Annotated in this window: 22 protein-coding genes; 8 read left to right on the top strand and 14 right to left on the bottom strand. The window is 73.7% G+C overall.

What is annotated here, in order from left to right; genetic code table 11:
- Positions 1–104: 104 nt before the first annotated feature.
- The 4 genes from ABZ493_RS12355 to ABZ493_RS12370 all read left to right on the top strand — a co-directional run bounded on the left by ABZ493_RS12355 (position 105) and on the right by ABZ493_RS12370 (position 5,294).
- Complete coding sequence (locus ABZ493_RS12355) at positions 105–1,571, top strand: trehalose-6-phosphate synthase (protein WP_430582462.1); 1,467 nt, start codon at positions 105–107, stop codon at positions 1,569–1,571.
- Positions 1,568–2,479: a trehalose-phosphatase gene (gene otsB, locus ABZ493_RS12360; RefSeq protein ID WP_430582463.1), complete on the top strand. Its 912-nt coding sequence runs from the start codon at positions 1,568–1,570 to the stop codon at positions 2,477–2,479. Before ABZ493_RS12355 ends, otsB begins: the two co-directional genes overlap by 4 nt.
- A 227-nt stretch (positions 2,480–2,706) precedes the next feature.
- Positions 2,707–3,831, top strand: a complete 1,125-nt coding sequence (gene ugpC / locus ABZ493_RS12365) for a sn-glycerol-3-phosphate ABC transporter ATP-binding protein UgpC (RefSeq protein WP_430582464.1) — start codon at positions 2,707–2,709, stop codon at positions 3,829–3,831.
- 152 nt (positions 3,832–3,983) lie between these two features.
- Positions 3,984–5,294 carry a DUF4032 domain-containing protein gene (locus tag ABZ493_RS12370; protein WP_430582465.1) on the top strand — a complete coding sequence of 437 codons (1,311 nt, stop codon included), beginning with the start codon at positions 3,984–3,986 and terminating at the stop codon, positions 5,292–5,294.
- 32 nt (positions 5,295–5,326) lie between these two features.
- Here the strand turns inward: ABZ493_RS12370 and rlmB are convergent, their stop codons facing one another.
- From rlmB to ABZ493_RS12385, 3 genes are read right to left on the bottom strand one after another with little or no spacing between them, the layout of a single operon-like run.
- A complete protein-coding gene (gene rlmB / locus ABZ493_RS12375) occupies positions 5,327–6,316 on the bottom strand; it encodes a 23S rRNA (guanosine(2251)-2'-O)-methyltransferase RlmB (RefSeq protein ID WP_430582466.1) in 990 nt (329 codons plus the stop codon).
- Positions 6,317–6,344: 28 nt separating this feature from the next.
- Entirely contained in the window at positions 6,345–7,769 is a 1,425-nt protein-coding gene (gene cysS, locus ABZ493_RS12380) for a cysteine--tRNA ligase (RefSeq protein WP_430582467.1), read from the bottom strand.
- A 24-nt stretch (positions 7,770–7,793) separates the two neighbouring features.
- Positions 7,794–8,990 carry an alanine racemase gene (locus ABZ493_RS12385; protein WP_430582468.1) on the bottom strand — a complete coding sequence of 399 codons (1,197 nt, stop codon included), beginning with the start codon at positions 8,988–8,990 and terminating at the stop codon, positions 7,794–7,796.
- Between the two features lie 135 nt (positions 8,991–9,125).
- Here ABZ493_RS12385 and ABZ493_RS12390 point away from each other — a divergent pair, with 135 nt between their 5' ends.
- Positions 9,126–10,541: a D-arabinono-1,4-lactone oxidase gene (locus ABZ493_RS12390; protein WP_430582469.1), complete on the top strand. Its 1,416-nt coding sequence runs from the start codon at positions 9,126–9,128 to the stop codon at positions 10,539–10,541.
- A gap of 34 nt (positions 10,542–10,575) precedes the next feature.
- Here the strand turns inward: ABZ493_RS12390 and ABZ493_RS12395 are convergent, their stop codons facing one another.
- On the bottom strand, positions 10,576–11,706 hold the full coding sequence (locus ABZ493_RS12395; RefSeq protein WP_430582470.1) for a HAMP domain-containing sensor histidine kinase: 1,131 nt from the start codon (positions 11,704–11,706) through the stop codon (positions 10,576–10,578).
- Positions 11,699–12,409 (bottom strand): response regulator transcription factor, encoded by a 711-nt coding sequence (locus ABZ493_RS12400; protein ID WP_430582471.1) that lies wholly within the window; start codon positions 12,407–12,409, stop codon positions 11,699–11,701. The genes ABZ493_RS12395 and ABZ493_RS12400 overlap by 8 nt, the downstream gene beginning before the upstream one ends.
- A gap of 87 nt (positions 12,410–12,496) precedes the next feature.
- Here ABZ493_RS12400 and ABZ493_RS12405 point away from each other — a divergent pair, with 87 nt between their 5' ends.
- A complete protein-coding gene (locus ABZ493_RS12405; RefSeq protein ID WP_430582472.1) occupies positions 12,497–13,141 on the top strand; it encodes a D-alanyl-D-alanine carboxypeptidase family protein in 645 nt (214 codons plus the stop codon).
- Positions 13,142–13,177: 36 nt separating this feature from the next.
- Here ABZ493_RS12405 and ispF read toward each other — a convergent pair whose 3' ends face one another.
- From ispF to ABZ493_RS12420, 3 genes are all read right to left on the bottom strand, one after another.
- Positions 13,178–13,687 (bottom strand): 2-C-methyl-D-erythritol 2,4-cyclodiphosphate synthase, encoded by a 510-nt coding sequence (gene ispF, locus ABZ493_RS12410; protein WP_430582473.1) that lies wholly within the window; start codon positions 13,685–13,687, stop codon positions 13,178–13,180.
- Entirely contained in the window at positions 13,684–14,406 is a 723-nt protein-coding gene (ispD, locus tag ABZ493_RS12415) for a 2-C-methyl-D-erythritol 4-phosphate cytidylyltransferase (RefSeq protein ID WP_430582474.1), read from the bottom strand. Before ispD ends, ispF begins: the two co-directional genes overlap by 4 nt.
- Positions 14,407–14,485: 79 nt before the next feature.
- Entirely contained in the window at positions 14,486–14,968 is a 483-nt protein-coding gene (locus ABZ493_RS12420) for a CarD family transcriptional regulator (RefSeq protein ID WP_079570762.1), read from the bottom strand.
- Positions 14,969–15,240: 272 nt separating this feature from the next.
- Here ABZ493_RS12420 and ABZ493_RS12425 point away from each other — a divergent pair, with 272 nt between their 5' ends.
- Positions 15,241–15,732 carry a hypothetical protein gene (locus ABZ493_RS12425; RefSeq protein WP_430582475.1) on the top strand — a complete coding sequence of 164 codons (492 nt, stop codon included), beginning with the start codon at positions 15,241–15,243 and terminating at the stop codon, positions 15,730–15,732.
- 72 nt (positions 15,733–15,804) lie between these two features.
- Here ABZ493_RS12425 and pstB read toward each other — a convergent pair whose 3' ends face one another.
- The 6 genes from pstB to ABZ493_RS12455 form a co-directional block, all read right to left on the bottom strand.
- On the bottom strand, positions 15,805–16,584 hold the full coding sequence (gene pstB / locus ABZ493_RS12430; protein ID WP_430582476.1) for a phosphate ABC transporter ATP-binding protein PstB: 780 nt from the start codon (positions 16,582–16,584) through the stop codon (positions 15,805–15,807).
- Between the two features lie 50 nt (positions 16,585–16,634).
- The gene (gene pstA, locus ABZ493_RS12435) at positions 16,635–17,600 is read right to left on the bottom strand and encodes a phosphate ABC transporter permease PstA (RefSeq protein ID WP_430582477.1); all 966 of its coding nucleotides are present in this window, start codon (positions 17,598–17,600) and stop codon (positions 16,635–16,637) included.
- Positions 17,600–18,592, bottom strand: coding sequence for a phosphate ABC transporter permease subunit PstC (gene pstC, locus ABZ493_RS12440; RefSeq protein ID WP_430582478.1), 993 nt, complete (start codon positions 18,590–18,592; stop codon positions 17,600–17,602). The genes pstA and pstC overlap by 1 nt, the downstream gene beginning before the upstream one ends.
- 119 nt (positions 18,593–18,711) lie before the next feature.
- Positions 18,712–19,821 (bottom strand): phosphate ABC transporter substrate-binding protein PstS, encoded by a 1,110-nt coding sequence (locus ABZ493_RS12445; RefSeq protein WP_430582479.1) that lies wholly within the window; start codon positions 19,819–19,821, stop codon positions 18,712–18,714.
- Positions 19,822–20,054: 233 nt separating this feature from the next.
- Positions 20,055–20,771: a response regulator transcription factor gene (locus tag ABZ493_RS12450; protein ID WP_430582480.1), complete on the bottom strand. Its 717-nt coding sequence runs from the start codon at positions 20,769–20,771 to the stop codon at positions 20,055–20,057.
- On the bottom strand, positions 20,768–22,024 hold the full coding sequence (locus tag ABZ493_RS12455) for an ATP-binding protein (protein WP_430582481.1): 1,257 nt from the start codon (positions 22,022–22,024) through the stop codon (positions 20,768–20,770). Before ABZ493_RS12455 ends, ABZ493_RS12450 begins: the two co-directional genes overlap by 4 nt.
- Before the next feature lie 170 nt (positions 22,025–22,194).
- Here ABZ493_RS12455 and phoU point away from each other — a divergent pair, with 170 nt between their 5' ends.
- Positions 22,195–22,860: a phosphate signaling complex protein PhoU gene (gene phoU, locus ABZ493_RS12460; RefSeq protein ID WP_430582482.1), complete on the top strand. Its 666-nt coding sequence runs from the start codon at positions 22,195–22,197 to the stop codon at positions 22,858–22,860.
- Positions 22,861–23,063 lie beyond the last annotated feature (203 nt).

Consider the following 23,063-nt stretch of genomic DNA (forward strand, 5'->3'; position numbering starts at 1 on the left):
GAGGCACGGGCCCCGTCGGTACCCTGTCCGGGGAGGACGTGGTCCGTTCGACGTCCTCCGGAGTCCTTGATGGAGTCCTGGCAGAACTCGTGGAGAGAGGTCCCTTGGCAGGCAAAGGTTCGTCAAGCAGCCATCGTCGGAAGGGCGACGGGTACGACCTCGTCGTCGTCGCCAACCGGCTCCCTGTCGACTTCACGGTCGACGCCGACGGCGGGGTGGACTGGCACCGCTCCCCCGGCGGCCTCGTCACCGCGCTCGAGCCCGTGATGCGCGAGGCGGACGGCGCCTGGGTCGGCTGGTCCGGCGCCCCCGACCTCGAGCACGAGCCCTTCGAGGCCGACGGCATGCTCCTGGTGCCGGTCACGCTCAGCAAGCCCGAGATCGAGCGGTACTACGAGGGCTTCTCCAACGACACGCTCTGGCCCCTGTACCACGACGTCATCTCTCCTCCGACGTACCACCGGCAGTGGTGGGACGCGTACCGCCGCGTGAACCGCCGGTTCGCCGAGGCCGCGGCCGCGCAGGCGGCGCAGGGCGCCGTCGTGTGGGTGCACGACTACCAGCTCCAGCTGGTGCCGAAGATGCTCCGCGAGCTGCGGCCCGACCTGCGGATCGGGTTCTTCGACCACATCCCCTTCCCCGCGGTCGAGCTGTTCCAGCAGCTGCCGTGGCGCACGCAGATCGTCGAGGGGCTGCTGGGCGCCGACCTCATCGGCTTCCAGCGCGGCGGCGACGCCTCGAACTTCGTGCGCTCCGTGCGACGCCTCACGAAGCACACCACCCGCGGGCCGATCATCACGGTCGCGGAGGAGGACGGCCGCCCCGCCCGCCACGTGCGGGCCGCGGCGTTCCCCATCTCGATCGACTCCCACCACTTCGACGCGCTGGCCCGCCGACCCGAGGTGCAGGCCCGCGCCAAGGAGATCCGCGCCGACCTCGGCGACCCGAAGGTGATGATGCTGGGCGTCGACCGCCTCGACTACACCAAGGGCATCCGGCACCGCATCAAGGCGTACGGCGAGCTGCTGCAGGACGGCCGGCTCGACGTCGAGGGCGCGACGCTCGTGCAGGTCGCGAGCCCCAGCCGCGAGAACGTGGGGGCCTACCAGGACCTGCGCGAGCACGTCGAGGTCCTCGTGGGCCGCATCAACGGGGAGTTCGGCGAGCTCGGGCACTCCGCGATCCACTACCTGCACCACTCCTATCCGCCCGACGAGATGGCGGCGCTCTACCTGGCCGCCGACGTCATGCTCGTGACGTCGCTGCGCGACGGCATGAACCTCGTGGCGAAGGAGTACATCGCGGCGCGCTCGGACGAGCAGGGGGTGCTGGTGCTGAGCGAGTTCACCGGTGCCGCGGACGAGCTCGCCCCCGGGCCGCTCCTGGTCAACCCGCACGACATCGACGGGATGAAGGACACCATCGTCGCCGCGGCGCACATGCCCCCGCGCGAGCAGCGGCGCAGGATGCGCCGGCTGCGCCGCAAGGTGATGGCCGACGACGTCGCGAAGTGGTCCGAGACGTTCCTCGGCGTGCTCACCGCCATGCCGGCCCGGACGAGCCGCGGGTGAGCGAGCCTCAGGTGGACGAGCCTCAGGTGGCCGGGCAGCGGGTGACCGGGCCCGTGCCAGACGGCGACGCGGCGGCCGAGGCCGCGGTGCTCGCGTTCGCCGGGCGGCCCGACCGTCCCGACCACGCGACGCGGCGGGTCGCACGGCTCGTCGCGCTCGACTTCGACGGCACGCTCGCGCCGCTGGTCGACGACCCGTCCGCGTCGGCCATGACGCCGGCCGCGCGGGCGGCGGTGGACCGGCTCGCGGCCCTCGCGGCGCGTCCCGTGCCGGCCGGCGGCGACGAGCTGCGGCTCGCCCTCGTCTCGGGCCGCAACCTCACGGACCTCGCCGCCCGGTCCGGCGTCCCGGCCGGCACGTACCTCGTGGGGAGCCACGGCGCGGAGACCGGCCGGGTCACCGCGCACGGCGTCGACGCGGTGCCGCTGCGCCTCACCGACGCCCAGGCCGCCACCCTGGAGCGGCTGCGCGAGGGGCTGCAGGACGCCGTCGACGGGCGGCGCGGCGCGTGGGTGCAGGACAAGCCGAGCGCCGCCGTCCTGCACACCCGGCTCTGCGACCCCGACGGCGCGCGCGCCGCGACGGCCGACGCCGACGCGGTCGCCGCCCGCCTCGGCCTGCACGCGATGCACGGCAAGGACGTGGTCGAGATCGCCGTCCTGCCCACCTCCAAGGGGATCGCCGTCGAGCACCTGCGCGAGGAGCTGGAGGAGGGCGACGAACGGCTCCGCGGGCTCGTGCTGTACGCCGGCGACGACACCACCGACGAGGCGGCGTTCGAGGTGCTCGGACCGGGCGACCTGGGCGTCAAGGTGGGCGCCGGGCCGACGCTCGCGGCCGAGCGCGTGGCGGACGCGGACGCGCTCGCCGCCCTCCTGCAGCGTCTCGCGGACGCGCTCGAGGGCTGACGGACAGCCCTTTCCGAACCGTCCCGGGGCCCTGACCTGGGCTGTGTCAGAACTCACGCCCGGGGCATGTACGATCGTCCCGGCGCACCGACCCGAGGCCTTCCGGCCGAGGCCCCGGAGCGCCGGGACAACAGAATGTGTCACCGCCGACACGGCAGCGTGTAAGCAACGGCACCCACCCACAACGGATCGTCCGGCACGTACCTGCCGGTGGAGGGATTGCAACCATGGCTACGGTCACCTTCGACCACGCGACGCGGATCTACCCGGGCACCGAGCGCCCCGCGGTCGACCAGCTCAACCTGCACGTCGAGGACGGCGAGTTCCTCGTCCTCGTCGGCCCCTCGGGCTGCGGCAAGTCCACCTCGCTGCGCATGCTCGCCGGCCTCGAGGACGTCAACGGCGGCAGCATCCTCATCGGCGACCGCGACGTCACGGACGTCCAGCCGAAGGACCGCGACATCGCGATGGTCTTCCAGAACTACGCGCTGTACCCGCACATGTCGGTGGCGGACAACATGGGCTTCGCGCTGAAGATCGCCGGCACCCCCAAGGCCGAGATCCGCCAGCGCGTCGAGGAGGCCGCCAAGATCCTCGACCTCACCGAGTACCTCGACCGCAAGCCGAAGGCGCTCTCCGGTGGTCAGCGCCAGCGTGTCGCCATGGGCCGCGCGATCGTGCGCCAGCCGCAGGTGTTCCTCATGGACGAGCCGCTGTCGAACCTCGACGCCAAGCTCCGCGTCCAGACCCGTACGCAGATCGCCTCGCTCCAGCGCCGCCTGGGCGTCACGACCGTCTACGTGACGCACGACCAGACCGAGGCGCTCACCATGGGTGACCGCATCGCGGTGCTCAAGGGCGGCCTGCTGCAGCAGGTCGGCACGCCGCGCGAGATGTACGACACCCCGGCCAACGTCTTCGTCGCGGGCTTCATCGGCTCGCCGGCGATGAACATCGCCACCTTCAAGGTCGACGACGGCGTGGCCCACGTCGGCGCCGCCAAGGTGCCGCTGGAGCGGTCGATCGTCGAGCAGCTCACGGACGCCGACGGCGGCAAGATCACCATCGGCTTCCGCCCCGAGGCGCTCGACGTGGTCCCCGAGGGCACCGAGAACTCGATGCCGGTGGCCGTGAACCTCGTCGAGGAGCTCGGCTCGGACGCGTTCGTCTACGGCACCCTGCTCGGGCCGGCCGCCGAGGAGGCCGAGGTCCGCTCGGGCGCCGGCGAGAACCAGGTGATCGTGCGCATCAACCCGCGCGACGTCCCCATGAAGGGCGACAAGATCCACGTGACGATCAAGCCGGGCCAGTCGCACGTGTTCTCTGCCGCGACGGGCAACCGCCTCAACTGAGTCCGTCAGTGCACCGCCGAGGGGCGGGTCCGGCTGCTGCCGGGCCCGCCCCTCGTCGCGTACCCTGACGAGCCTGAGAGTTGTGGGTGGGCTCGTGGCCCGCTCACGGCTTGCACGGGGGCCACGAGCCCACCCACAACGTATGGAGCGACGTGGAACAGCTGCAGATCACCTCGGCGACGCCGGACTCCGCGCTGCTCGACCTGCCGTGGCGCACCCCCCTGATCGACTGGCCCGCCGACGTGCTCGCCGCGCTCCCCCGCGGTATCTCGCGGCACGTCGTGCGGTTCGTGCGCCTCGACGGGCGCGTGCTCGCGATCAAGGAGATCAGCGAGTCGGTCGCGTTCCGCGAGTACGACCTGCTGCGCCAGCTGCGCAAGCTCGAGATCCCGGCCGTCCGTCCCGTGGGCGTCGTGACGGGACGGCGGGACGACGACGGCGAGCCGCTCGAGGCCGCGCTCGTCACGGAGCACCTCGCGTTCTCGCTCCCCTACCGGGCCGTGTTCAGCCAGGCCCTGCGCCCCGACACCGCGGCCCGCCTCATCGACGCGCTGGCCGTCCTGCTGGTGCGGGTGCACCTGGTCGGCTTCTACTGGGGCGACGTGTCGCTGTCGAACACGCTGTTCCGGCGCGACGCGCACCAGTTCGCGGCCTATCTCGTGGACGCCGAGACCGGCGACCTGCACCGCGAGCTCACCCCCGGTCAGCGGTCCTACGACGTCGACCTCGCCCGCACCAACATCATCGGCGAACTGTTCGACCTCGAGGCGGGAGAGCTGCTCGACGAGGAGGTCGACGCCATCGCGATCGGCGATGCCCTCGTCTCCCGGTACACGGAGCTGTGGGAGGCGCTCACGGGCGTCGAGTCGTTCGGCTCCGACGAGCGCTGGCGGGTCGCGGCGCGCATCGAGCAGCTCAACGAGCTGGGCTTCGACGTCGGCGAGCTGTCCATCACCACCGACATCGACGGCACCACCGTGCGCATCCAGCCCCAGGTGGTCGACGCCGGCCACCACTCACGCCGCCTGTTCCGCCTCACCGGCCTGGACGTCCAGGACAACCAGGCCCGCCGCCTCCTCAACGACCTCGACTCCTACGTGGCGGCCACGGACCGCCAGGAGGACGACCCGCAGATGGTGGCGCACGACTGGTCGCAGAACGTCTTCCAGCCGACGATCCGCGCCGTCCCCCGCGAGCTGCGCCGCAAGCTCGAGCCGGCGCAGCTGTTCCACGAGATCCTCGACCACCGCTGGTTCATCTCCGAGCGGGCGGGTCGCGACGTCCCGATGCCCGAGGCCACGACGTCCTACGTGGAGAACGTGCTGCGCCACCGCCCGGACGAGAAGGCCCTCCTCGGCCTGCCCCCGGGCGAGCCGGACCGCGAGGGCGACGTCGACATCGTCGACATGGACGCCGGCCCGGACGCCGCCCCGGAGGACGACCACTTCCACCTGTCGACGTAGTCCGCGAGATAGAGAACCCGGACCCGCGTTCTCTATCTCGCGGTAGTGCGGGCCTGGGCCACCTCGTAGAGGGTGATGCCCGCGGCGACGCCGGCGTTCAGCGACTCGACGTCGGACGAGATGGGGATGGACGCGACGGCGTCGCAGGTCTCGCGCACCAGGCGGGAGAGGCCGTGCCCCTCGGAGCCGACGACGAGCACCAGCGGGTCGGTGGCGAACGCGAGGTCGCGCACGGTGGTGTCGCCGCCGGCGTCGAGCCCGACCACGAACGCGCCGGACTTCTTGAGGTCGGCGAGGGTGCGGGCCAGGTTGGTCACCTTGGCCACGGGCACCCGCGCCGCGGCGCCGGCCGACACCTTCCACGCCGACGCCGTCACGCCGGCCGAGCGGCGCGACGGCACGACGACGCCGTGCGCGCCGAAGGCCCCGGCCGACCGGAGCACGGCGCCCAGGTTGCGGGGGTCGGTCACACCGTCGAGCGCGACGATCAGCGGCGGCTGCCCCGCCGCGGCGGCGGCGTCGAGCAGGTCCTCGATGTCCGCGTAGGCGTACGGCGGCACCTGCGCGGCGACGCCCTGGTGCACGGAGCCCTCGGTGAGGTGGTCGAGCTCGGTGCGGCTCACCTCGAGCAGCTGCACGGAACGGGTCGAGGCCAGCTCGAGGATCTCGCGCGTGCGGTCGTCGTGGTCGATGCGCGCGGCGAGGTGCACGGCGGTGACGGGCACGTCGGTGCGCAGCGCCTCGAGCACGGCGTTGCGGCCCGCGACCACCTCGGCGCCGCCGGTCGGGCGGCGCGTGCCGCGCACGACCCCCTTGCTCGCGCCCTTCTGCGCCTGCGCGGCCTGCTTCTTCTCCGCCGCCACCTTGCGCTTGTGCGCCGGGTGGTAGGTACGGTCCTCGGCCTTCGGCGTCGGGCCCTTGCCCTCGAGCGCCTTGCGGCTGTGCCCGCCGGTGCCGACCTGCGCGCCCTTCTTGCTGCCGGCCTTGCGGACGGCGCCGGGGCGTCGGGTGTTGCCTGCCATGGTGTCTCTTCTCAGGTGGTCGAGCGGGTCAGTCGGTCAGCGTCCAGCGGGCGCCGTCCGCGGAGTCCTGGACGACGACGCCGGCGGCCGCGAGGCGGTCGCGGATGGCGTCGCTCGTGGCCCAGTCCTTCGCGGCGCGCGCGGCGACCCGCGCGTCGAGCTCGGCGGCGACCAGCGACTCCAGGGCGGCGCGCCCCGCGGAGTCGTCGGCGTCCGAGACCCACTGTGGGTCGTGCGGGTCGAGGCCCAGGACGTCGAGCATGCCGCGCAGGGCGACGAGCTCCTCGCGCGCCGCGGCGTCGTCGCGCGACGCCAGGGCGCTGTTGCCGGCGCGCAGGTGCTCGTGCACGACGGCGAGCGCGGCGGGCACGTTGAGGTCGTCGTCCATCGCCTCGACGAACCCGGCCGGGAGCTCGGCCTTCGCGACCTCGTCGGCGGGCACCCCGCCGACACGCTCGGTGGCGCGGTCCACGAAGCCGGACAGCCGCTCCCAGGTGGTGCGGGCCTCGTCCAGGGTGTCGGGCGACCACTCGAGCATCGAGCGGTACTGCACCGCCGCGAGGGCGTAGCGGATCACCGGCGCGGGCGCCTGCGCGAGCAGCTCGCTCACGAGGAGCCCGTTGCCCAGCGACTTGCTCATCTTGACGCCCTGCTGAGTCACCCACGCGCAGTGCATCCAGCGCTGCGCGAAGCCGTACCCGGCCGCGCGCGACTGCGCCTGCTCGTTCTCGTGGTGCGGGAACCGCAGGTCGAGCCCGCCGCCGTGGATGTCGAACGCGTCGCCCAGGTAGCGGCGCGCCATCGCGGAGCACTCGAGGTGCCAGCCCGGCCGGCCGCGGCCGAACGCCGTCTCCCAGGACGCCGTCTCGGGCTCGCCGGGCTTGGGCGCCTTCCACAGCGCGAAGTCGTGCGGGTCCCGCTTGGCGGACGCCGCGGCGTCGTCACCGGTGGGCTCCGGGTTGAGGTCCTCCAGCCGCTGCCGGGTGAGCTCGCCGTACGCGGGCCAGGAGCGCACGTCGAACCAGACGTCACCGGGGCCGGTCGCGTAGGCGTGCCCGCGGTCGACGAGCCGCTGCATGAGCTCCGCCATGTCGGGCACGTGGCCGGTGGCCCGCGGCTCGTAGGTGGGCGGAATGACGCCGAGCGCGTCGTAGGCGCGCGTGAACATCCGCTCGTGAGTGGCGGCGTGCGCCCACCACTCGACGCCGGCCGCAGCCGCCTTGGCGAGGATCTTGTCCTCGATGTCGGTGACGTTGCGGATCAGCGTGACCCGCAGGCCCGAGCGCTCCAGCCAGCGCCGCAGCACGTCGAACGCGATGACGGGGCGGAGGTGGCCGATGTGGGGCGGGGCCTGCACGGTGGCGCCACACAGGTAGATACCGACCTCGCCCGGGTTCAGGGGGACGAAGGCGCGCACGTCGCGCGTCGCGGTGTCGTACAGGTGCAGGCTCACCGGTCCAGCGTACCGGCCGGTCCCTCAGCCGAAGGTGCGTCCCTCGCCGCGGTACGTGGGGACGGACTCGACGATCTCGTCGCCGCGCACCAGGTGGACGACGTCGAACCGCTCCATGAGCTCACCCGCCTTGGCGTGCCGCAGCCACACCCGGTCGCCGACGGCGAGGGGCGGCGCGCCGCGACGCCGGCGCAGCGGCGTCATGACCTCCCCCGCGCCCTCGGTGCCGGTGAGCGACCAGCCGGGCGTCGCGACGCGCGGCAGCCGCGAGCGCCCCGCCGGTCCGGAGGCGACGTACCCGCCCCCGAACGCCGTCGCCCAGCCCGGGGCGGGCACCCGCGCGACGTCGAGCCCGAAGAACGCGGCGGGCCGCGGGTCGAAGGAGCGGTACCCGTCGAACAGGCCGGGGACGAACAGCCCGGAGCCCGCGGTCACCTCGGTGACCGTCGGCCCGGCCGACGACGTCTCGAGGGAGCCCGTGCCGCCGGAGTTCACCAGCTCCACGGCGTGCCCGACGGCGGCGCCGACGGCCTCGACGACGGCCGACCGGCGGCCGTACAGCTCGGCCACCGACAGCTTCTTGACCAGCCGGACGGCCGGGTTGGTGTCGGGCAGGCCGGCGACCTGCGCCTCGTAGAACATCAACCCCCGCAGGCGGGCGCCGGGCTGCGCCTCGACGCGGCGGGCGAGGGCCGCGACGTCGTCCGGGGTGCGCAGCGGCGAGCGCCGCGTGCCCAGGTGCAGCTGCAGGGGGCCGGCGTCGAGCCGCAGGGACGCGTCGACGTCCAGGCAGACGGCGACGTCAGGCAGGTCGCCGCTCCCGACGGGCGCGGCGGATCGCAGCGCGGCGTCCAGGAGCGCGAGCTGGGCGACGTCGTCCATCATGAGCGTGATCTCGCGTCGCGCGCGGACGTCGGCGGCGAGCCGCGCGAGCGCGTCCCGGTCCACGGTGGGGTAGCCGACGAGCACGTCGTGCACGCCCTCCTGCACGAGCCACAGCGCCTCGGCGAGGGAGAAGGCCATGACGCCCTGGAACCCGGCGTCGAGCGCCCGGCCGACGAGCGCGCGCACCCGCACGGACTTGCTCGCCACCCGCACGGGGACGCCTCGGGCGCGGCGTCGCAGGTCGGCGGCGTTGGCGTCGAAGGCGTCGAGGTCGACCACGGCCACGGGAGCCGGCAGGTGCGCGGTGGCGCGGGCCAGCCGCTCCGTCTGGGTCATGACCGCACGCTACACCGGCCGCCGGGCGTCGTCGGACGGCCCGGCAGGGTGATCTGACAGGCGGTCCGACGGGTCGTCGACGATCCACCCGGAGGAGGATCCGCGCGGGCCGCCGCCCGTGGCAGAGTGTGCCGCGTGACTCCGAGCACCGTCGCCCGCACGCCGGCCCCCGCCACCCCCGACGCCCCGCTGCGCACCTGGGGCGGCACGCACTCGTGGGAGCCCGCGCGCCGCGTGGCGCCGCGCGACGAGGGCGAGCTGGGCGCGGTGGTCGCGGGCGCCGCCGCGGACGGCCTGCGGGTGCGCGCGATGGGCGCGGGCCACTCGTTCACCGCGGCGGCCGTGACCGACGGCGTGCACCTCGGCCTCGACCACCTCAGCGGGATCGAGGCGGTGGCGCCCCAGCCGGACGGCACGTCGCTCGTCACCGTCCGGGCGGGCACCCGCCTGCACCACCTCAACCGCCTGCTCGCGTCGCTCGGCCTGGCGATGCGCAACCTCGGCGACATCGACCGCCAGTCCGTCGCGGGCGCGATCTCGACCGGCACGCACGGCACCGGCGCCCGGCTGGGCGGCCTCGCGACGCAGGTGCGCGGCGTCCGCGTGGTCGGCGCCGACGGCGCGGTCCGGTCGGCGTCGGATGCCGCGGCCCCAGGCACCCCGGAGCGGGAGCTGTTCGAGGTGGCACGCCTCGGCCTCGGCACCGCGGGCGTGCTGTCGGCGGTGACGCTCGAGGTCGTGCCCGCGTTCTGGCTGCGCGCGCAGGAGGAGCCGTGGCCGCTGGACCGCGTGCTGGAGCAGCTCGACGAGTACGTCGACGGCAACGACCACGCGGAGTTCTACTGGTTCCCCGGCACCCGCCGGGCGCTGACGAAGCGGAACAACCGCGCGACGGCCGAGGAGATCGAGGCATGGGCGGCGGCCCGCGCCGGCGGCCTCGGCGCCGTGCGCACCGCGGGCGCCCGGGCCCGCGCCCTCCTGGACGAGGAGGTGCTGTCCAACGGCGCCTTCGAGGTGGTGAACCGCCTCGCGCTGGCCGCCCCCGGCCTCGTCCCCCGGCTCAACGCGGTGAGCGCGCGGGCGCTGGGCGCCAAGACGTACGTGGCGCCGTCGGCCGACGTCTTCGTCACCCGGCGCCGCGTGCGGTTCGTCGAGATGGAGTACGCGCTGCCCCGCGCCGCGCTGCGAGAGGTGCTCGACGAGCTCGACGCCTGGCTGCGCGCGTCCGGCGAGCCCGTGCCGTTCCCGGTGGAGGTGCGCTTCGCGGCCGCCGACGACGTCTGGCTCTCGACGGCGCACGGTCGCGAGACGGCGTACGTCGCGGTGCACCAGTACGCGCCCATGCCGCACCAGCGGTACTTCAGCGCGGCCGAGCAGGTCTTCGCCGCCGCGGGCGGCCGCCCGCACTGGGGCAAGATGCACACCCGCACGGCGGAGTACCTGGCCGACCACTACCCGCTGGCCGACGTCGCCCGCGTGCGCGCCGCCGTTGACCCTGACGGCGTCTTCCGCAACGACTACACCGACACCGTCCTCGGCGCCACGGTCTAGCAGCACGGACCACCAGCACGGACCACCAGCACGGCTAGGACGAGCCCCGCCACGCCGCCGGGACGACCCGCTCCCCGGGGAGCCGCACCGTCACGCGCAGCCCGCCGCCCGGACCGGGCGCCAGCGACACCGTGCCGTGGTGCGCCTCGGCGATGCTCCGCACGATCGCGAGGCCCAGGCCGACCCCCGTGTGCTCGCCGTGCGTGCGCCCGCCGCCGCGCTGGAACGGCTCGACGAGGGTCGGCACCAGGCGCGGGTCGAGCGGCTCGCCGGTGTTCTCGACGGTCAGGACGACGTCGTCGGCCCGCATCCCCGTGACCACCCGCACGGTGCCGCCGCCCGGCAGGTTGTGCACGACCGCGTTGTGCACGAGGTTCGAGACGAGCTGCAGCAGCAGCGCGTGCGACCCGACCGTCGGGGCGGCGTCGCCGCCGACGCTCATCTCGACGGAGCGCGCGTCCGCGAGCGGCAGGAGCGTCTCGACGGCCTCCTCCGCGAGCAGGGACAGGTCGACCCGCTCCGGCGTGAACGCCCCGCGGTCGGCCCGGCTCAGGAGGAGCAGCGCCTCGGTGAGGTCGATGGCGCGCGCGTTGACGGCCTCGAGCCGCCGCAGGAGCTCGTCCGTGTCCCGGTCCGGGTCCTGGGCGCCCACCTCGAGCAGGGTCCGGGTCACCGCGAGCGGGGTGCGCAGCTCGTGCGAGGCGTTGGCCGCGAACCGCTGCTGCTCGGCGACCTGCGCCTCCAGCCGGGCCAGCATCGTGTCGAAGGCGTCGGCAAGCTCGCGGAACTCGTCCTGGCGCCCCGGCATCCGGATCCGGTGCGCCAGCGACCCCTCCGCGGCCCGGCGGGTGGCGTCCGTGATCCGGTCCAGCGGGGCGAGCATCCGCCCGGCCAGGAACCACCCGCCGAGCAGGCCGAACACCAGGAGGAAGACCATCGCCCAGGCGACCCGCGGAGCGAACGCCCGCTCCAGGTCGGAGCGGTTGGGCACGAACTGCCCGGGCCCGGGACGGGACGGTGCGACGTCGACGATGATCGTGTCCGGCACGTAGCGCAGCAGGAAGACCCACACGACGGCGAGGAGCAGCGCGCCCGCCACCACGAGGAACCCGGCGTAGCTGAGCGTGAGCTTCAGCCGGACGCTCGGGCCCGGGCTCCTAGCCATGCCGGGCCGCGCCGCTCGGGGCCTCGGACCGCGCGTCGTCGGGCGGGGCCGCGATGCGGTAGCCCACCCCGGGCACGGTGGCGATCACCCACGGCTCGCCGAGCCGCTTGCGCAGCGCCGAGACCGTGATCCGCACGGCGTTGGTGAAGGGGTCGGCGTTCTCGTCCCACGCCCGCTCCAGCAGCTCCTCCGCGCTGATGACGCCGCCGTCGGCGCCGACCAGCACCTCCAGCACGGCGAACTGCTTGCGGGTGAGCGCGACGTAGCGCCCGTCGCGGTAGACCTCGCGGCGGAACGGGTCCACCCGCAGGCCCGCGAGCTCCCGCACCGGCGGCCGGCTGTGCGCGCGCCGCCGGTCGAGGGCGCGCAGCCGCAGCACCAGCTCGCGCATCGCGAACGGCTTGGTGAGGTAGTCGTCGGCGCCGAGCTCGAACCCGGTGGCCTTGTCGTCGAGCCGGTCCGCGGCCGTGAGCATGAGGATCGGCAGGCCGCTCCCGGACGCGACGATGCTCGCGGCCACCTCGTCCCCCGACGGGCCGGGGATGTCTCGGTCGAGCACGGCGACGTCGTAGGAGTTGACGCGCAGCAGCTCGAGGGCGGCGTCCCCGTCGCCGGCGACGTCCGCCGCGATGGCCTCCAGGCGCAGGCCGTCGCGGACGGCCTGCGCCAGGTACGGCTCGTCCTCGACGATCAGCACACGCATGCCCTCGATGCTACGGAGCGGCGCCTATCGTCCGCGTATCGAGGAGCGCATACGCCCCGGCAACGGCGGCCCGGCTCGACTGGGGGCATGCTCCACCACCGACCCGCCCACACGCCCGTCCGCCCGACCCCTCGCCGGGCCCGCACCGCGCTCGTGCTCGCCGTGGCCGCCGCGGTGGCCGGGCTCGCGGCCTGCCAGGCCGCGTCGTCCCCGCCCGCGACGACGTCGGTCACGCCGGCGAAGGCCCCGGCCGACCGCCCGGACCGCGGCGCGCGCGACGGCGAGGCCGCGGGCCACGTGCCCGACGGCGCCACCGTGTTCGACGACGCGCTCCCGGCCCTGGCGCACCTCGACCCGGCGCTGCTCGCGGCCCTGCAGGCGGCCGCGAGCGACGCCGAGCGGGACGGCGTGACGTTCTTCGTCAACAGCGCCTGGCGCTCGGCGGCGTACCAGGACCAGCTGCTGCGCGAGGCGGTCGCCCAGTACGGGTCCGCGGCCGAGGCGGCCCGCTGGGTGGCGTCGGCGGACACGTCGTCGCACGTCACCGGCGACGCCGTCGACCTGCAGCAGACGGGCGGCAGCCAATGGGTGGCGGACCACGGCGCCGCGTACGGGCTGTGCCTGGTCTACGCGAACGAGCCGTGGCACGTCGAGCTGCGCCCCGACGCGGTCGACGAGGGCTGCCCGGAGCCGTACGCCGACCCGTCGCAGGACCCGCGGCTGCAGGAGTGAGGCGGTCCCGTGCCGGTGACCCGGAGCCGTCTGGGCTCAGCCGACGGCGACCACGAGCGCGGTGGCGATCGCCGCGACGCCCTCGCCGCGGCCGGTGAGGCCCAGGCCGTCGGTCGTGGTGGCGCTCAGGGAGACGGGCGCGCCGGCCGCCGCCGTCAGCGCGGCCTCGGCCTCCGCCCGGCGCGGGCCGACCTTCGGCCGGTTGCCGATCACCTGCACGGCGACGTTCCCGATCTCGAACCCGGCCGCTCGGACGCGCCGCGCGGCCTCGGCCAGCAGGACCGCGCCCGCAGCCCCGGCCCACTCGGGCTCGCTGGTGCCGAAGTGCGAGCCGAGGTCGCCGATCCCGGCGGCGGAGAAGAGCGCGTCGGCGGCGGCGTGCGCCGCGACGTCGGCGTCCGAGTGCCCGGCCAGCGGCCGCTCCCCCGGCCAGCGCAGGGCGCCCAGCCACAGCTCGCGGTCGGACCCCTCGGGGGCGTAGGCGTGCACGTCGACGCCGAGCCCGGTGCGCGGCAGCCCTCGGGACGGCCCGGTCAGCTCGGTCACGACTCCTCCTGGAGCAGCAGCGTGGCGACCTGCAGGTCGCGCTCTGTGGTGATCTTGAGGGCCGACTCCTCGCCCGCGACGACGTAGGCGGCCTCGCCGAGCGCCTCGACCAGCCCCGCGTCGTCCGTGGCCGCCAGGCCCTCGGCCGTCGCGCGGCTCGCGCCCCGCGCATGCGCACGTTCCAGCAGCGCGCGGTCGAAGCCCTGCGGTGTCTGCACGGCACGCAGCACCGCGCGGTCCGGCGTCTCGACGACCCGTTCGACGCCCCCCGCGGACGACGCCGGCGCGACCCGCTTCACGGTGTCGGCGACGGGCAGCCCCGGGACGACGGCGCCGTGGCCGCCGCGGACGGCCTCGACGACGCGGCGCACCAGGCGGGGCGGGGCGAGCGGGCGAGCCGCGTCGTGCACGAGCACGACGTCGTCCTCCGGGCCGGCGAGCGCGAGACCCGCGGCGACGGACGCCTGCCGGGTGGAGCCCCCCTCGACCACGCGGACCGGCACGTCCACGTGCGGGTCCTGCGCGACGACGTCGCGCACCGCGGCGTCGAGCCCGGCGGGGCAGGTGACCACCAGGGAGTCGACGACGCCCGAGGCGGCCAGACGGCGGGCGGCGTGCACCACGAGGGGGAAGCCCCCCAGGGCGACCAGGGCCTTCGGAAGATCCCGTCCGAGGCGGGTGCCCGACCCCGCGGCGGTGAGGATCGCGAGCGTCGTCACGGCGTCACGGTACCGGAACGACGACGGCGACCCGCGGCCGGAGCCGGGGGTCGCCGTCGTGCAGCGCTGGTGACAGGCCTCAGGACGCGAGGACCTCGTCGATGATGGCGCCGGCCTTCTCCTCGTCGACGCCCTCGGCGAGCGCGACCTCGGACTCGAGGATCTGACGAGCCTTGGCGAGCATGCGCTTCTCGCCCGCCGAGAGGCCACGGTCCGCGTCGCGGCGCGACAGGTCGCGCACGACCTCGCCGACCTTGATCACGTCGCCGGACGCGAGCTTCTCGAGGTTCGCCTTGTACCGGCGCGACCAGTTGGTCGGCTCCTCCGTGTAGGGCGCGCGCAGCACCTCGAAGACGCGGTCCAGCCCCTGCTGGTCGACCACGTCGCGCACACCCACGAGGTCGACGTTCTCCGCCGGGACCTCGATCGTCAGGTCGCCCTGGGCGACCTTGAGCTTGAGGTACATCTTCTCCTCGCCACGGATCTTGCGCGTCTTGATCTCTTCGATCAGCGCGGCGCCGTGATGCGGGTAGACAACCGTCTCGCCTACTGTGAACGTCATCTGCAGATGTCCCCTTTCCCAGTCGACGAGTTTATCACGGGGAGGCCGACACTCCCTTGCCCCGCGGCCTTCCGACCACCCTGTGACGAACCCGTTTTCGCAGGTCAGAGGCCTGGAAGCGCAATCATGGGCGCAGCCCGCGCCGGGCGTCGCTAAGATGTCGACGGGCCCCCTGCAGGCCCGCCCTCCCCCGCCTGACGTGGGGGAACCCTGATGCCCCGCGCCCGCGCGGCCACCCGCGCCCGCGAGCCGACGCCTTCGAAGGAGAGCTCGTGTCCCGCTCCGCCCGCCCCGCACGCCTCGTCGCCGCCGCCAGCGTCATGGCGGGCGCCCTGCTGCTGGCCGCCTGCTCCCCCACGATCACCACCAAGCCGTACGCCCCGTCCGACGGGATCCGGGTGAACCTCACCGACCAGGTGCGCGGCATCAACCTCATGGTCGTCTCCGAGGGCGAGGGCGAGCCGGGCGCCGTGCTCGGCGCGCTCGCGAACGGCTCGGCCGAGGACGTCGACTTCGTGCTCGCCGCCGAGGGCGCCGAGCCGATCTCGCTCACCGTGCCCGCCGGCCAGACCGTGTACCTGAGCGCCGACCAGGAGGGCGACCAGGCCGTGGACGCCCAGCTCGGCGCCGTGGCCACCCACCCGGGCGGCGACCTCGACGCGACGCTGTCCGGCGCCGGCGTGGACGAGGACTTCTTCCTTCCCGTCATGGACGGCACCCTCCCCGAGTACGCGGCCTGGGTGCCGAACACCTCGGGCGTCTGATCCGCACGACGAAGGGGCGGGCCGCAGCAGATGCTGCGGCCCGCCCCTTCGTCGTCCCGGGTCAGCGCCCGGTCACCCGAAGCGGCCGGAGACGTAGTCCTCGGTGGCCTGCTCGGTGGGCGTCGAGAAGATCGTCGACGTCTCGTTCATCTCGATGAGGCGGCCCGGCTTGCCCGTGCCGGCGATGTTGAAGAACGCCGTCCGGTCGCTGACGCGCGCCGCCTGCTGCATGTTGTGGGTGACGATGACGATCGTGTAGTCCTGCTTCAGCTCGCCGATGAGGTCCTCGATCGCGAGCGTCGAGATCGGGTCGAGGGCCGAGCACGGCTCGTCCATGAGCAGCACCTGGGGCTTCACCGCGATGGCTCGCGCGATGCACAGGCGCTGCTGCTGCCCGCCGGACAGGCCGGAACCGGGCCGGTCGAGACGGTCCTTGACCTCGTTCCACAGGTTGGCGCCGCGCAGCGAGCTCTCGACCAGCTCCTCGGCGTCGCCCTTGCTGATGCGGCGGTTGTTCAGGCGCACGCCCGCGAGCACGTTGTCCCGGATCGACATCGTCGGGAACGGGTTGGGGCGCTGGAAGACCATCCCCACGTTGCGGCGCACGGCCACCGGGTCGATGTCGTCGCCGTACAGGTCGACGCCCTCCATCTCCACGGTGCCCTCCACGCGGGCGCCGGGGATCACCTCGTGCATCCGGTTGAGCGTGCGCAGGAACGTCGACTTGCCGCACCCGGAGGGGCCGATGAACGCCGTCACCGACTTCGGGTCGATCGTCATCGACACGTCCTGCACGGCGAGGAAGTCGCCGTAGTAGATGTTGAGGTCCTTCACGTCGATGCGCTGTGCCATCGTGGTGTCTCTTTCTGAACGCTGGGGGCTGCGGCGGGCTGGGCTGCGGGTCAGCGCAGCTTCGGGGAGAACCAGCGGTTCACCAGCCGGCCGACGAGGTTGAGGGCGAGCACCAGGACGATCAGCACGAGGGCCGCGCCCCACGCGTTCTGGATCGCGATGTCCGCCACGCAGGAGGCGGACTCGCCGCCCGGGCAGGTGGCCAGGCCCTGGCTGTACTGGCGGTAGGCGAACACCGGCAGCGTCATCATGCGGCCCTCGAAGGGGTCGAAGTTGATCGAGTCGGTGACGCCGACGGTGACGAGCAGGGGCGCCGTCTCGCCGATGACGCGGGCGATGGCGAGCAGGATGCCCGTGGTGAGGCCCGCCACCGAGGTACGCAGCACGACCTTGACGATCGTGAGCCACTTGGGCACGCCCAGCGCGTAGGACGCCTCGCGCAGCTCGTGCGGCACGAGCTTGAGCATCTCCTCGCAGGAGCGCACCACCACGGGGATCATCAGCACCGACAGCGCGACCGCGCCGATGATGCCCATCCGCACGCCCGGCCCGAGGATCAGGCTGAACAGGGAGACGGCGAACAGGCCGGCGACGATCGACGGGATGCCCGTCATCACGTCGATGAAGAACGTGACCGAGCGGGCCAGCGCGCCCTTGCCGTACTCGACGAGGTAGATCGCGGTGAGCAGGCCGATCGGCACCGAGATCACCGTGGCCAGGCCCGTGATGATCAGCGTGCCCGCGATGGCGTGGTAGATGCCGCCGCTCGGGTCGCCGCCGAAGATGTTGCGCATCGACAGCGTGAGGAAGTCCATGCTGATGCGGCCGGCGCCGTTGCTCAGCACCGTCCAGATCAGCGAGACGAGCGGCGCCATGGCGACGACGAACGCCGCCCAGACGAGCACCGTCATCGTGCGGTCCTTGCGGCGGCGGGCGCCGTCGGCGCCGGTCAGCGCGGCCCGCGTGCGGGCGGTGGCGTCGGCGGGGTCGGCAGGGTCGATGGTGGTGGTGCTCATCAGTTGGCCCCCGAGAATTCCTTGCGGCGCGCCACGATCGCGCGCGCGGCCATGTTGACGGCCAGCGTGATGACGAACAGCACGAGGCCCGTGGCGATCAGCGTGTTCACGGCGAGCCCGCTCGCCTCCGGGAAGTCGAGCGCGATGTACGCGGCGATGGTCTGGTGCTGGGCGCTCTCGAGGATCTTGAACGAGTACAGGAACCCGGGCGACAGGATCATCAGGACCGCCATCGTCTCGCCGAGCGCGCGGCCCAGGCCGAGCATCGCGGCCGAGATGACCCCCGAGCGGCCGAACGGCAGCACCGCGGTGCGGACCATCTCCCAGCGCGTCGCGCCGAGCGCGAGCGCCGCCTCCTCGTGGAGCTTCGGCGTCTGCAGGAAGACCTCGCGGGCGACGGCGGTGATGATCGGCAGGATCATCACGGCGAGCACCACGGACACGGTCGCGAGCACGCGGCCCGTCGACGTGGCCGTGCCCGCGAACAGCGGGAACCAGCCGAACCACGAGTTCAGCCACTCCCAGACCGGGGTGACGAAGGGGCTCAGCACGTAGATGCCCCACAGGCCGTAGATCACCGACGGGACGGCCGCCAGCAGGTCCACCAGGTACCCGAGCACCTGGGACAGCCGCGGCGGCGCGTAGTGCGAGATGAACAGCGCGATCCCCATCGCGACCGGCGTCGCGATGGCGAGGGCGAGGGCCGCGGCGAGCAGCGTGCCGAACACGAGCGGTCCGACGTACTCGAGCAGCGACGTGTCGTCGGGGTAGCGCGGCACCGCCGCCGCCAGCTCGTCCGGCCCGGCGGTCAGCGCCGGCCACGCCTGCTGCAGCAGGAACACCGCGACGGCGGCCAGCACCGCCAGGATCAGGACGCCCGCGCCGACGGCGATCCAGCGGAAGACCCGGTTGAAACCGCGGTCGGTGGTCCGCGAGCGTCGGCGCGGTCTGCCCGGCACCCGCGGGCGGGGCGGGCTGACGGTGGTGGTCACTCGTTCTCCTCGTTGCCTGTGCCGTGGCCTGTGCCGTGGCCTGTGCGGCTGGTGACGACCGCCGGCCGGGACGCGTCGAGGTGCTCGACGACGGCCCGACCGGCGGCCTTCGGTCGGGGTCAGCCGGCCGTGATCGCCTCGATCGACGGCAGCACCGCGTCGCGGATGTCGGCCGACAGCGGGGCCGAGCCCGCGGCGTCGGCGGCCGCCTGCTGGCCGTCCTCGCTCACGAGGTAGGACATGTAGCCCTTGACGAGGTCCGCCTGCGCCTGGTCGGCGTAGGTGCCGCAGGCCAGGAGGTAGGAGACCAGCACGACCGGGTAGGTGCCCGGGACGTCGCGCTTCAGCTCGATGGAGTACACGCCGTCCGTGGTGCCCTCGGCGCGCGGGGACTGCGCGACGACCTCCGCGGCCGCCTCGGCGCTGTACGGCACGAACTCGTCGCCGACGCCGACCGCCACGGTGCCGAGGTCGGAGATCTGGGAGGCGTCGGCGTAGGTGATGGTGCCCTCGCCGGCCTGCGCGGCCGAGACGACGCCGGAGGTGCCCTGCGCCGACTCCTGGCCCTCGATCGGCCAGACGCCCTCGGGCTCGTGGGCCCAGGCGTCGGGGGCGACCTCGGACAGGTACGCCTGGAAGTTCTCGGTGGTGCCCGAGTCGTCGGAGCGGTGCACCACGGTGATGGCGGTGTCCGGGAGCTCGGCGTCCGGGTTGTCGGCGGCGATCGCGTCGTCGTTCCAGGTCTTGATCTCACCCGAGAAGATGTTCGCGATGACCTCCGGCTTGAGGTTCAGCGAGTCGACGCCCTCGAGGTTGAAGGCGACGGCGATCGGGCTCACGTAGCCGGGGAACTCGATGACGCCACCCTCGCCGCACTGGGCCTCGGCAGCCGCCATCTCCTCCTCGTCCAGGGCCGCGTCGGAGCCCGCGAAGGCGTACGAGCCGTCGGCGAAGCCGGTGCGGCCGCCACCGGAGCCGACAGGGTCGTAGTTGACGGTGACGTCGGGGTTGGCCGTCTGGAAGCCGGCGCGCCACGCCTCCTGGGCAGACTCCTGCGAGGAGGCACCGCCGCCGCTGAGCTCGCCCGAGAGGGACGAGCCGCCCTCCTGCGAGCCACCGGTGGACTCCGCGCCCGGCGCGGCCGGGTCCGAGCCGCACGCGGCGAGGGTCAGGGCCAGCGCGCCGACCGCCACGGCGGATCCAGCACGGGAGAATCGGCTGAGCTTCACGTCTCGTTCCATCCTGTTCACACGGAGGGACACCGGCGAAGTACCGGCGTTCGTCGGGAACGCTAGGCACGCAAGGTGGCTCGGGCCCCAGGAGCAGGTGAACGAGGGGTGAACAGTGGCGGTCAGTGCCGAGATAGAGAGGGCTCCCCGCCGAGACAGAGAGGGGACGGACCGCGGGCGCGCGGTCCGTCCCCTCTCTCTCTCGGCGGGGAGCCCTCTCTATCTCGGCAGGGTCAGGCGGGCTCGTCCGCGAGCTTGTAGCCCAGGCCGCGGACGGTGAGCAGGAGCTGCGGTGCCCCCGGGTCGGTCTCGATCTTGGACCGGATGCGCTTCACGTGGACGTCGAGCGTCTTGGTGTCTCCCACGTAGTCCGCACCCCAGACCCGGTCGATGAGCTGCCCGCGGGTGAGCACGCGGCCGGCGTTGCGCAGCAGCAGCTCCAGCAGGTCGAACTCCTTGAGCGGCAGGGAGACGGCGGCGCCGCCCACCGTGACGGTGTGTCGCTCCACGTCCATCCGCACGGGGCCGACCTCGAGCACGGGCTCGCCGTCGTCGTCGTGCCCGTTCGACGCCGCCTCCGGGGCCGCCGGGCCGCGGCGGCGCATCACCGCGCGCATCCGGGCGAGCAGCTCGCGGAACGAGTACGGCTTGGTGACGTAGTCGTCGGCGCCCAGCTCGAGGCCCACGACCTTGTCGATCTCCGAGTCCTTGGCCGTGAGCATGATGACCGGCACGTCGCCGCGCTGCCGCAGCTCCCGGCACACCTCCGTGCCGGACAGGCCGGGCAGCATGAGGTCGAGCAGCACCAGGTCGGCGCCGCCGTCGTCGTAGGCGGCGAGCGCGTCGACCCCGTTCGAGGCCTCCACGACCTCGAAGCCCTCGCGGGTGAGCTGATATGTCAAGGGGTCCCGATAGGACTCCTCGTCCTCGACCACCAGGATGCGCGTCACGCACCTACCTCCTCGTCCGTCGTGCCATGGGTGTGCTGGGTGTGCTGCTGGGTGTGCTGCTGGTCCTGCCGGTCGCTGTGCCCCGGGTCGTCCTCGGTGACGTCCTGCGGGAGCTCCTGCGGCACGTCGGCCGCGGGGATGCGCAGGGTGAACGTCGACCCCTTGCCGGGCTCGGACCAGATCTGCACGTCGCCGCCGTGGTCGGCCGCCACGTGCTTGACGATGCTCAGGCCGAGGCCCGTGCCGCCCGTGTCGCGGGAGCGCGCCGGGTCGACGCGGTAGAAGCGCTCGAAGACGCGGTCCTGCTCGTCCGCGGCGATGCCCACGCCCTGGTCGACGACGTCGATCTCGACCAGACCGCGCCGCACGCGCACGCCCAGGCCCACGCGAGTGTTCTCCGGGGAGTACGCGACGGCGTTGTCGAGCAGGTTGCGCACCGCGGTGACGAGCAGGTTGTGGTCGCCGTACACGAGCACGTCGGCCGAGCCGCCCACCGTGATCGCGATGTTCTTCGCCTGGGCGGTGGTGCGCGCCCGGTCCACGGCCTCGGCGACGACGTCGCGCACCGGGATCGTCGTGACCTCCTGCAGCGCGCCCGCCACCTGGAGGCGGGACAGCTCGATGATCTCGTGCACCAGGGCGGACAGGCGCTGCGCCTCCGCCTGCATCCGCTGGGTGAAGCGCCGCACGGCCACCGGGTCGTCCGCGGCGTCCTGCACCGTCTCGGCCAGCAGGGCGAGCGCCCCGACCGGCGTCTTGAGCTCGTGCGAGACGTTGACGACGAAGTCGCGGCGGATCGCCTCCACGCGGCGGGCCTCGGTGCGGTCCTCGGCGAGGACGAGCAGCTTGTCCGGGCCGACGGGCGCCACCCGGACCTGCAGCAGCACCGTGCCCGAGCCGATCGGCCCCCGCGGCAGCTCCAGCTCCTTCTCGCGGATCACGCCGTCGCGGCGGACCTCGCGCACCAGGTCCACGATCGCCGGGTGCTGCAGGGCGTCGTTGCGCACCACCCCCAGGGCGTATGCCGGGGGCGACGCCCGCACGACGTCGTCGTCCTCGTCCAGGACCACCGCGGCCGACCGCAGCACCGCGAGCACGCGGACGAGCCCCTCGTCCAGCTCGGCGGGGGCTGCCTCGGGCGACCGGCGCTGGACACGCTCGGAGAAGCGGAAGGCGAGGGTCGCGACCACGCCCACCACGACGCCGAAGATGCCCGCGACGACCGCGGTCACGCCCTGGATGATTCCGTCCACGGGCCCAGCGTAGGTCGCGGTGCCCCGGGAATCCGTCGCGGAGCGGAACTGCTCAGCGAGCCGTCGCCCACTGTTCACCTTCGACCCGCCCGGAGTTCACCTGGGGGCCCCCGGCCCGTCCACGGGCCGTGTCAGGCTGGCAGCAGACCCCTTACCCCGAGAGGACAGCGATGCGAGAGATCTTCGAGGCCGAGCTGCGCCAGGTCGGTGACGACCTCATCGAGATGAGCCGACTCGTCGAGTCGGCCATCCGGCGTGCGGGCGACGCCCTGCTCGAGGCCGACCACCAGCTGGCGCAGGAGGTGATCGCCTCCGACCACGCGATCGACCGGCTCGAGAGCGAGCTCGACGAGCGCTGCGTGCACCTGCTCGCGCAGCAGGCGCCCGTCGCGACCGACCTGCGGGTCGTCATCTCGGCGCTGCGCATCAGCGCGTCGCTCGAGCGGATGGGCGACCTCGCCCGGCACGTCGCCGAGGTCGCCCGCGGGCGGTACCCCGCCCAGGCCGTGCCCGGCCCCGCGCGGGAGACGTTCGTCAAGATGCACGGCGCGGCGGTGCACGTCGCGCAGCGCACGACGGCGCTGCTCGCGACCCGCGACGTCGCGCTCGCCGCCGAGGTGCAGCAGGACGACGACCTCCTCGACGCCCTGCACCAGGACACGTTCGCCGCGACGCTCGACCCGGAGTGGCCCGGCACCACCCAGCAGACCATCGACGTCACGCTGCTCGGCCGGTACTACGAGCGGTTCGGCGACCACGGGGTGTCCGTCGCGCGCCGCATCACCTTCCTCGTCACCGGCAACTTCGACGACGAGCACGCCCGCGCCGACGCCTGAGCCTCCGCGAGGAGGTAGTACTGGCCCCCGCGAGGTAGGCGGGCCCACCGCGAGGTAGTGCGCTCCTGGTCGAGGTAGTGGGCTGCCTCGGGCCAGGAACGCACTACCTCGCCGCACTTCGAACTACCTGGGCGTACTTCGAACTACCTCGGCGCGGGGGATGCGGCCGCCGCCGGAGACGACGAACCCCCGGGCCCTTCCGG

Origin of the sequence: Isoptericola sp. NPDC019482 (assembly GCF_040632295.1) — a bacterium.
Lineage (GTDB): Bacteria > Actinomycetota > Actinomycetes > Actinomycetales > Cellulomonadaceae > Isoptericola.

Bases quoted from the DNA above. Each gene is read 5' to 3' on its own strand.
- phoU (WP_430582482.1), top strand. From the start codon at position 22,195: ATGCGAGAGATCTTCGAGGCCGAGCTGCGCCAGGTCGGTGACGACCTC.
- pstA (WP_430582477.1), bottom strand. From the start codon at position 17,600: ATGAGCACCACCACCATCGACCCTGCCGACCCCGCCGACGCCACCGCC.
- ABZ493_RS12420 (WP_079570762.1), bottom strand. From the start codon at position 14,968: ATGACGTTCACAGTAGGCGAGACGGTTGTCTACCCGCATCACGGCGCC.
- ABZ493_RS12405 (WP_430582472.1), top strand. From the start codon at position 12,497: ATGCTCCACCACCGACCCGCCCACACGCCCGTCCGCCCGACCCCTCGC.
- pstB (WP_430582476.1), bottom strand. From the start codon at position 16,584: ATGGCACAGCGCATCGACGTGAAGGACCTCAACATCTACTACGGCGAC.
- ugpC (WP_430582464.1), top strand. From the start codon at position 2,707: ATGGCTACGGTCACCTTCGACCACGCGACGCGGATCTACCCGGGCACC.
- ABZ493_RS12395 (WP_430582470.1), bottom strand. From the start codon at position 11,706: ATGGCTAGGAGCCCGGGCCCGAGCGTCCGGCTGAAGCTCACGCTCAGC.
- ABZ493_RS12385 (WP_430582468.1), bottom strand. From the start codon at position 8,990: ATGACCCAGACGGAGCGGCTGGCCCGCGCCACCGCGCACCTGCCGGCT.
- ABZ493_RS12400 (WP_430582471.1), bottom strand. From the start codon at position 12,409: ATGCGTGTGCTGATCGTCGAGGACGAGCCGTACCTGGCGCAGGCCGTC.
- rlmB (WP_430582466.1), bottom strand. From the start codon at position 6,316: ATGGCAGGCAACACCCGACGCCCCGGCGCCGTCCGCAAGGCCGGCAGC.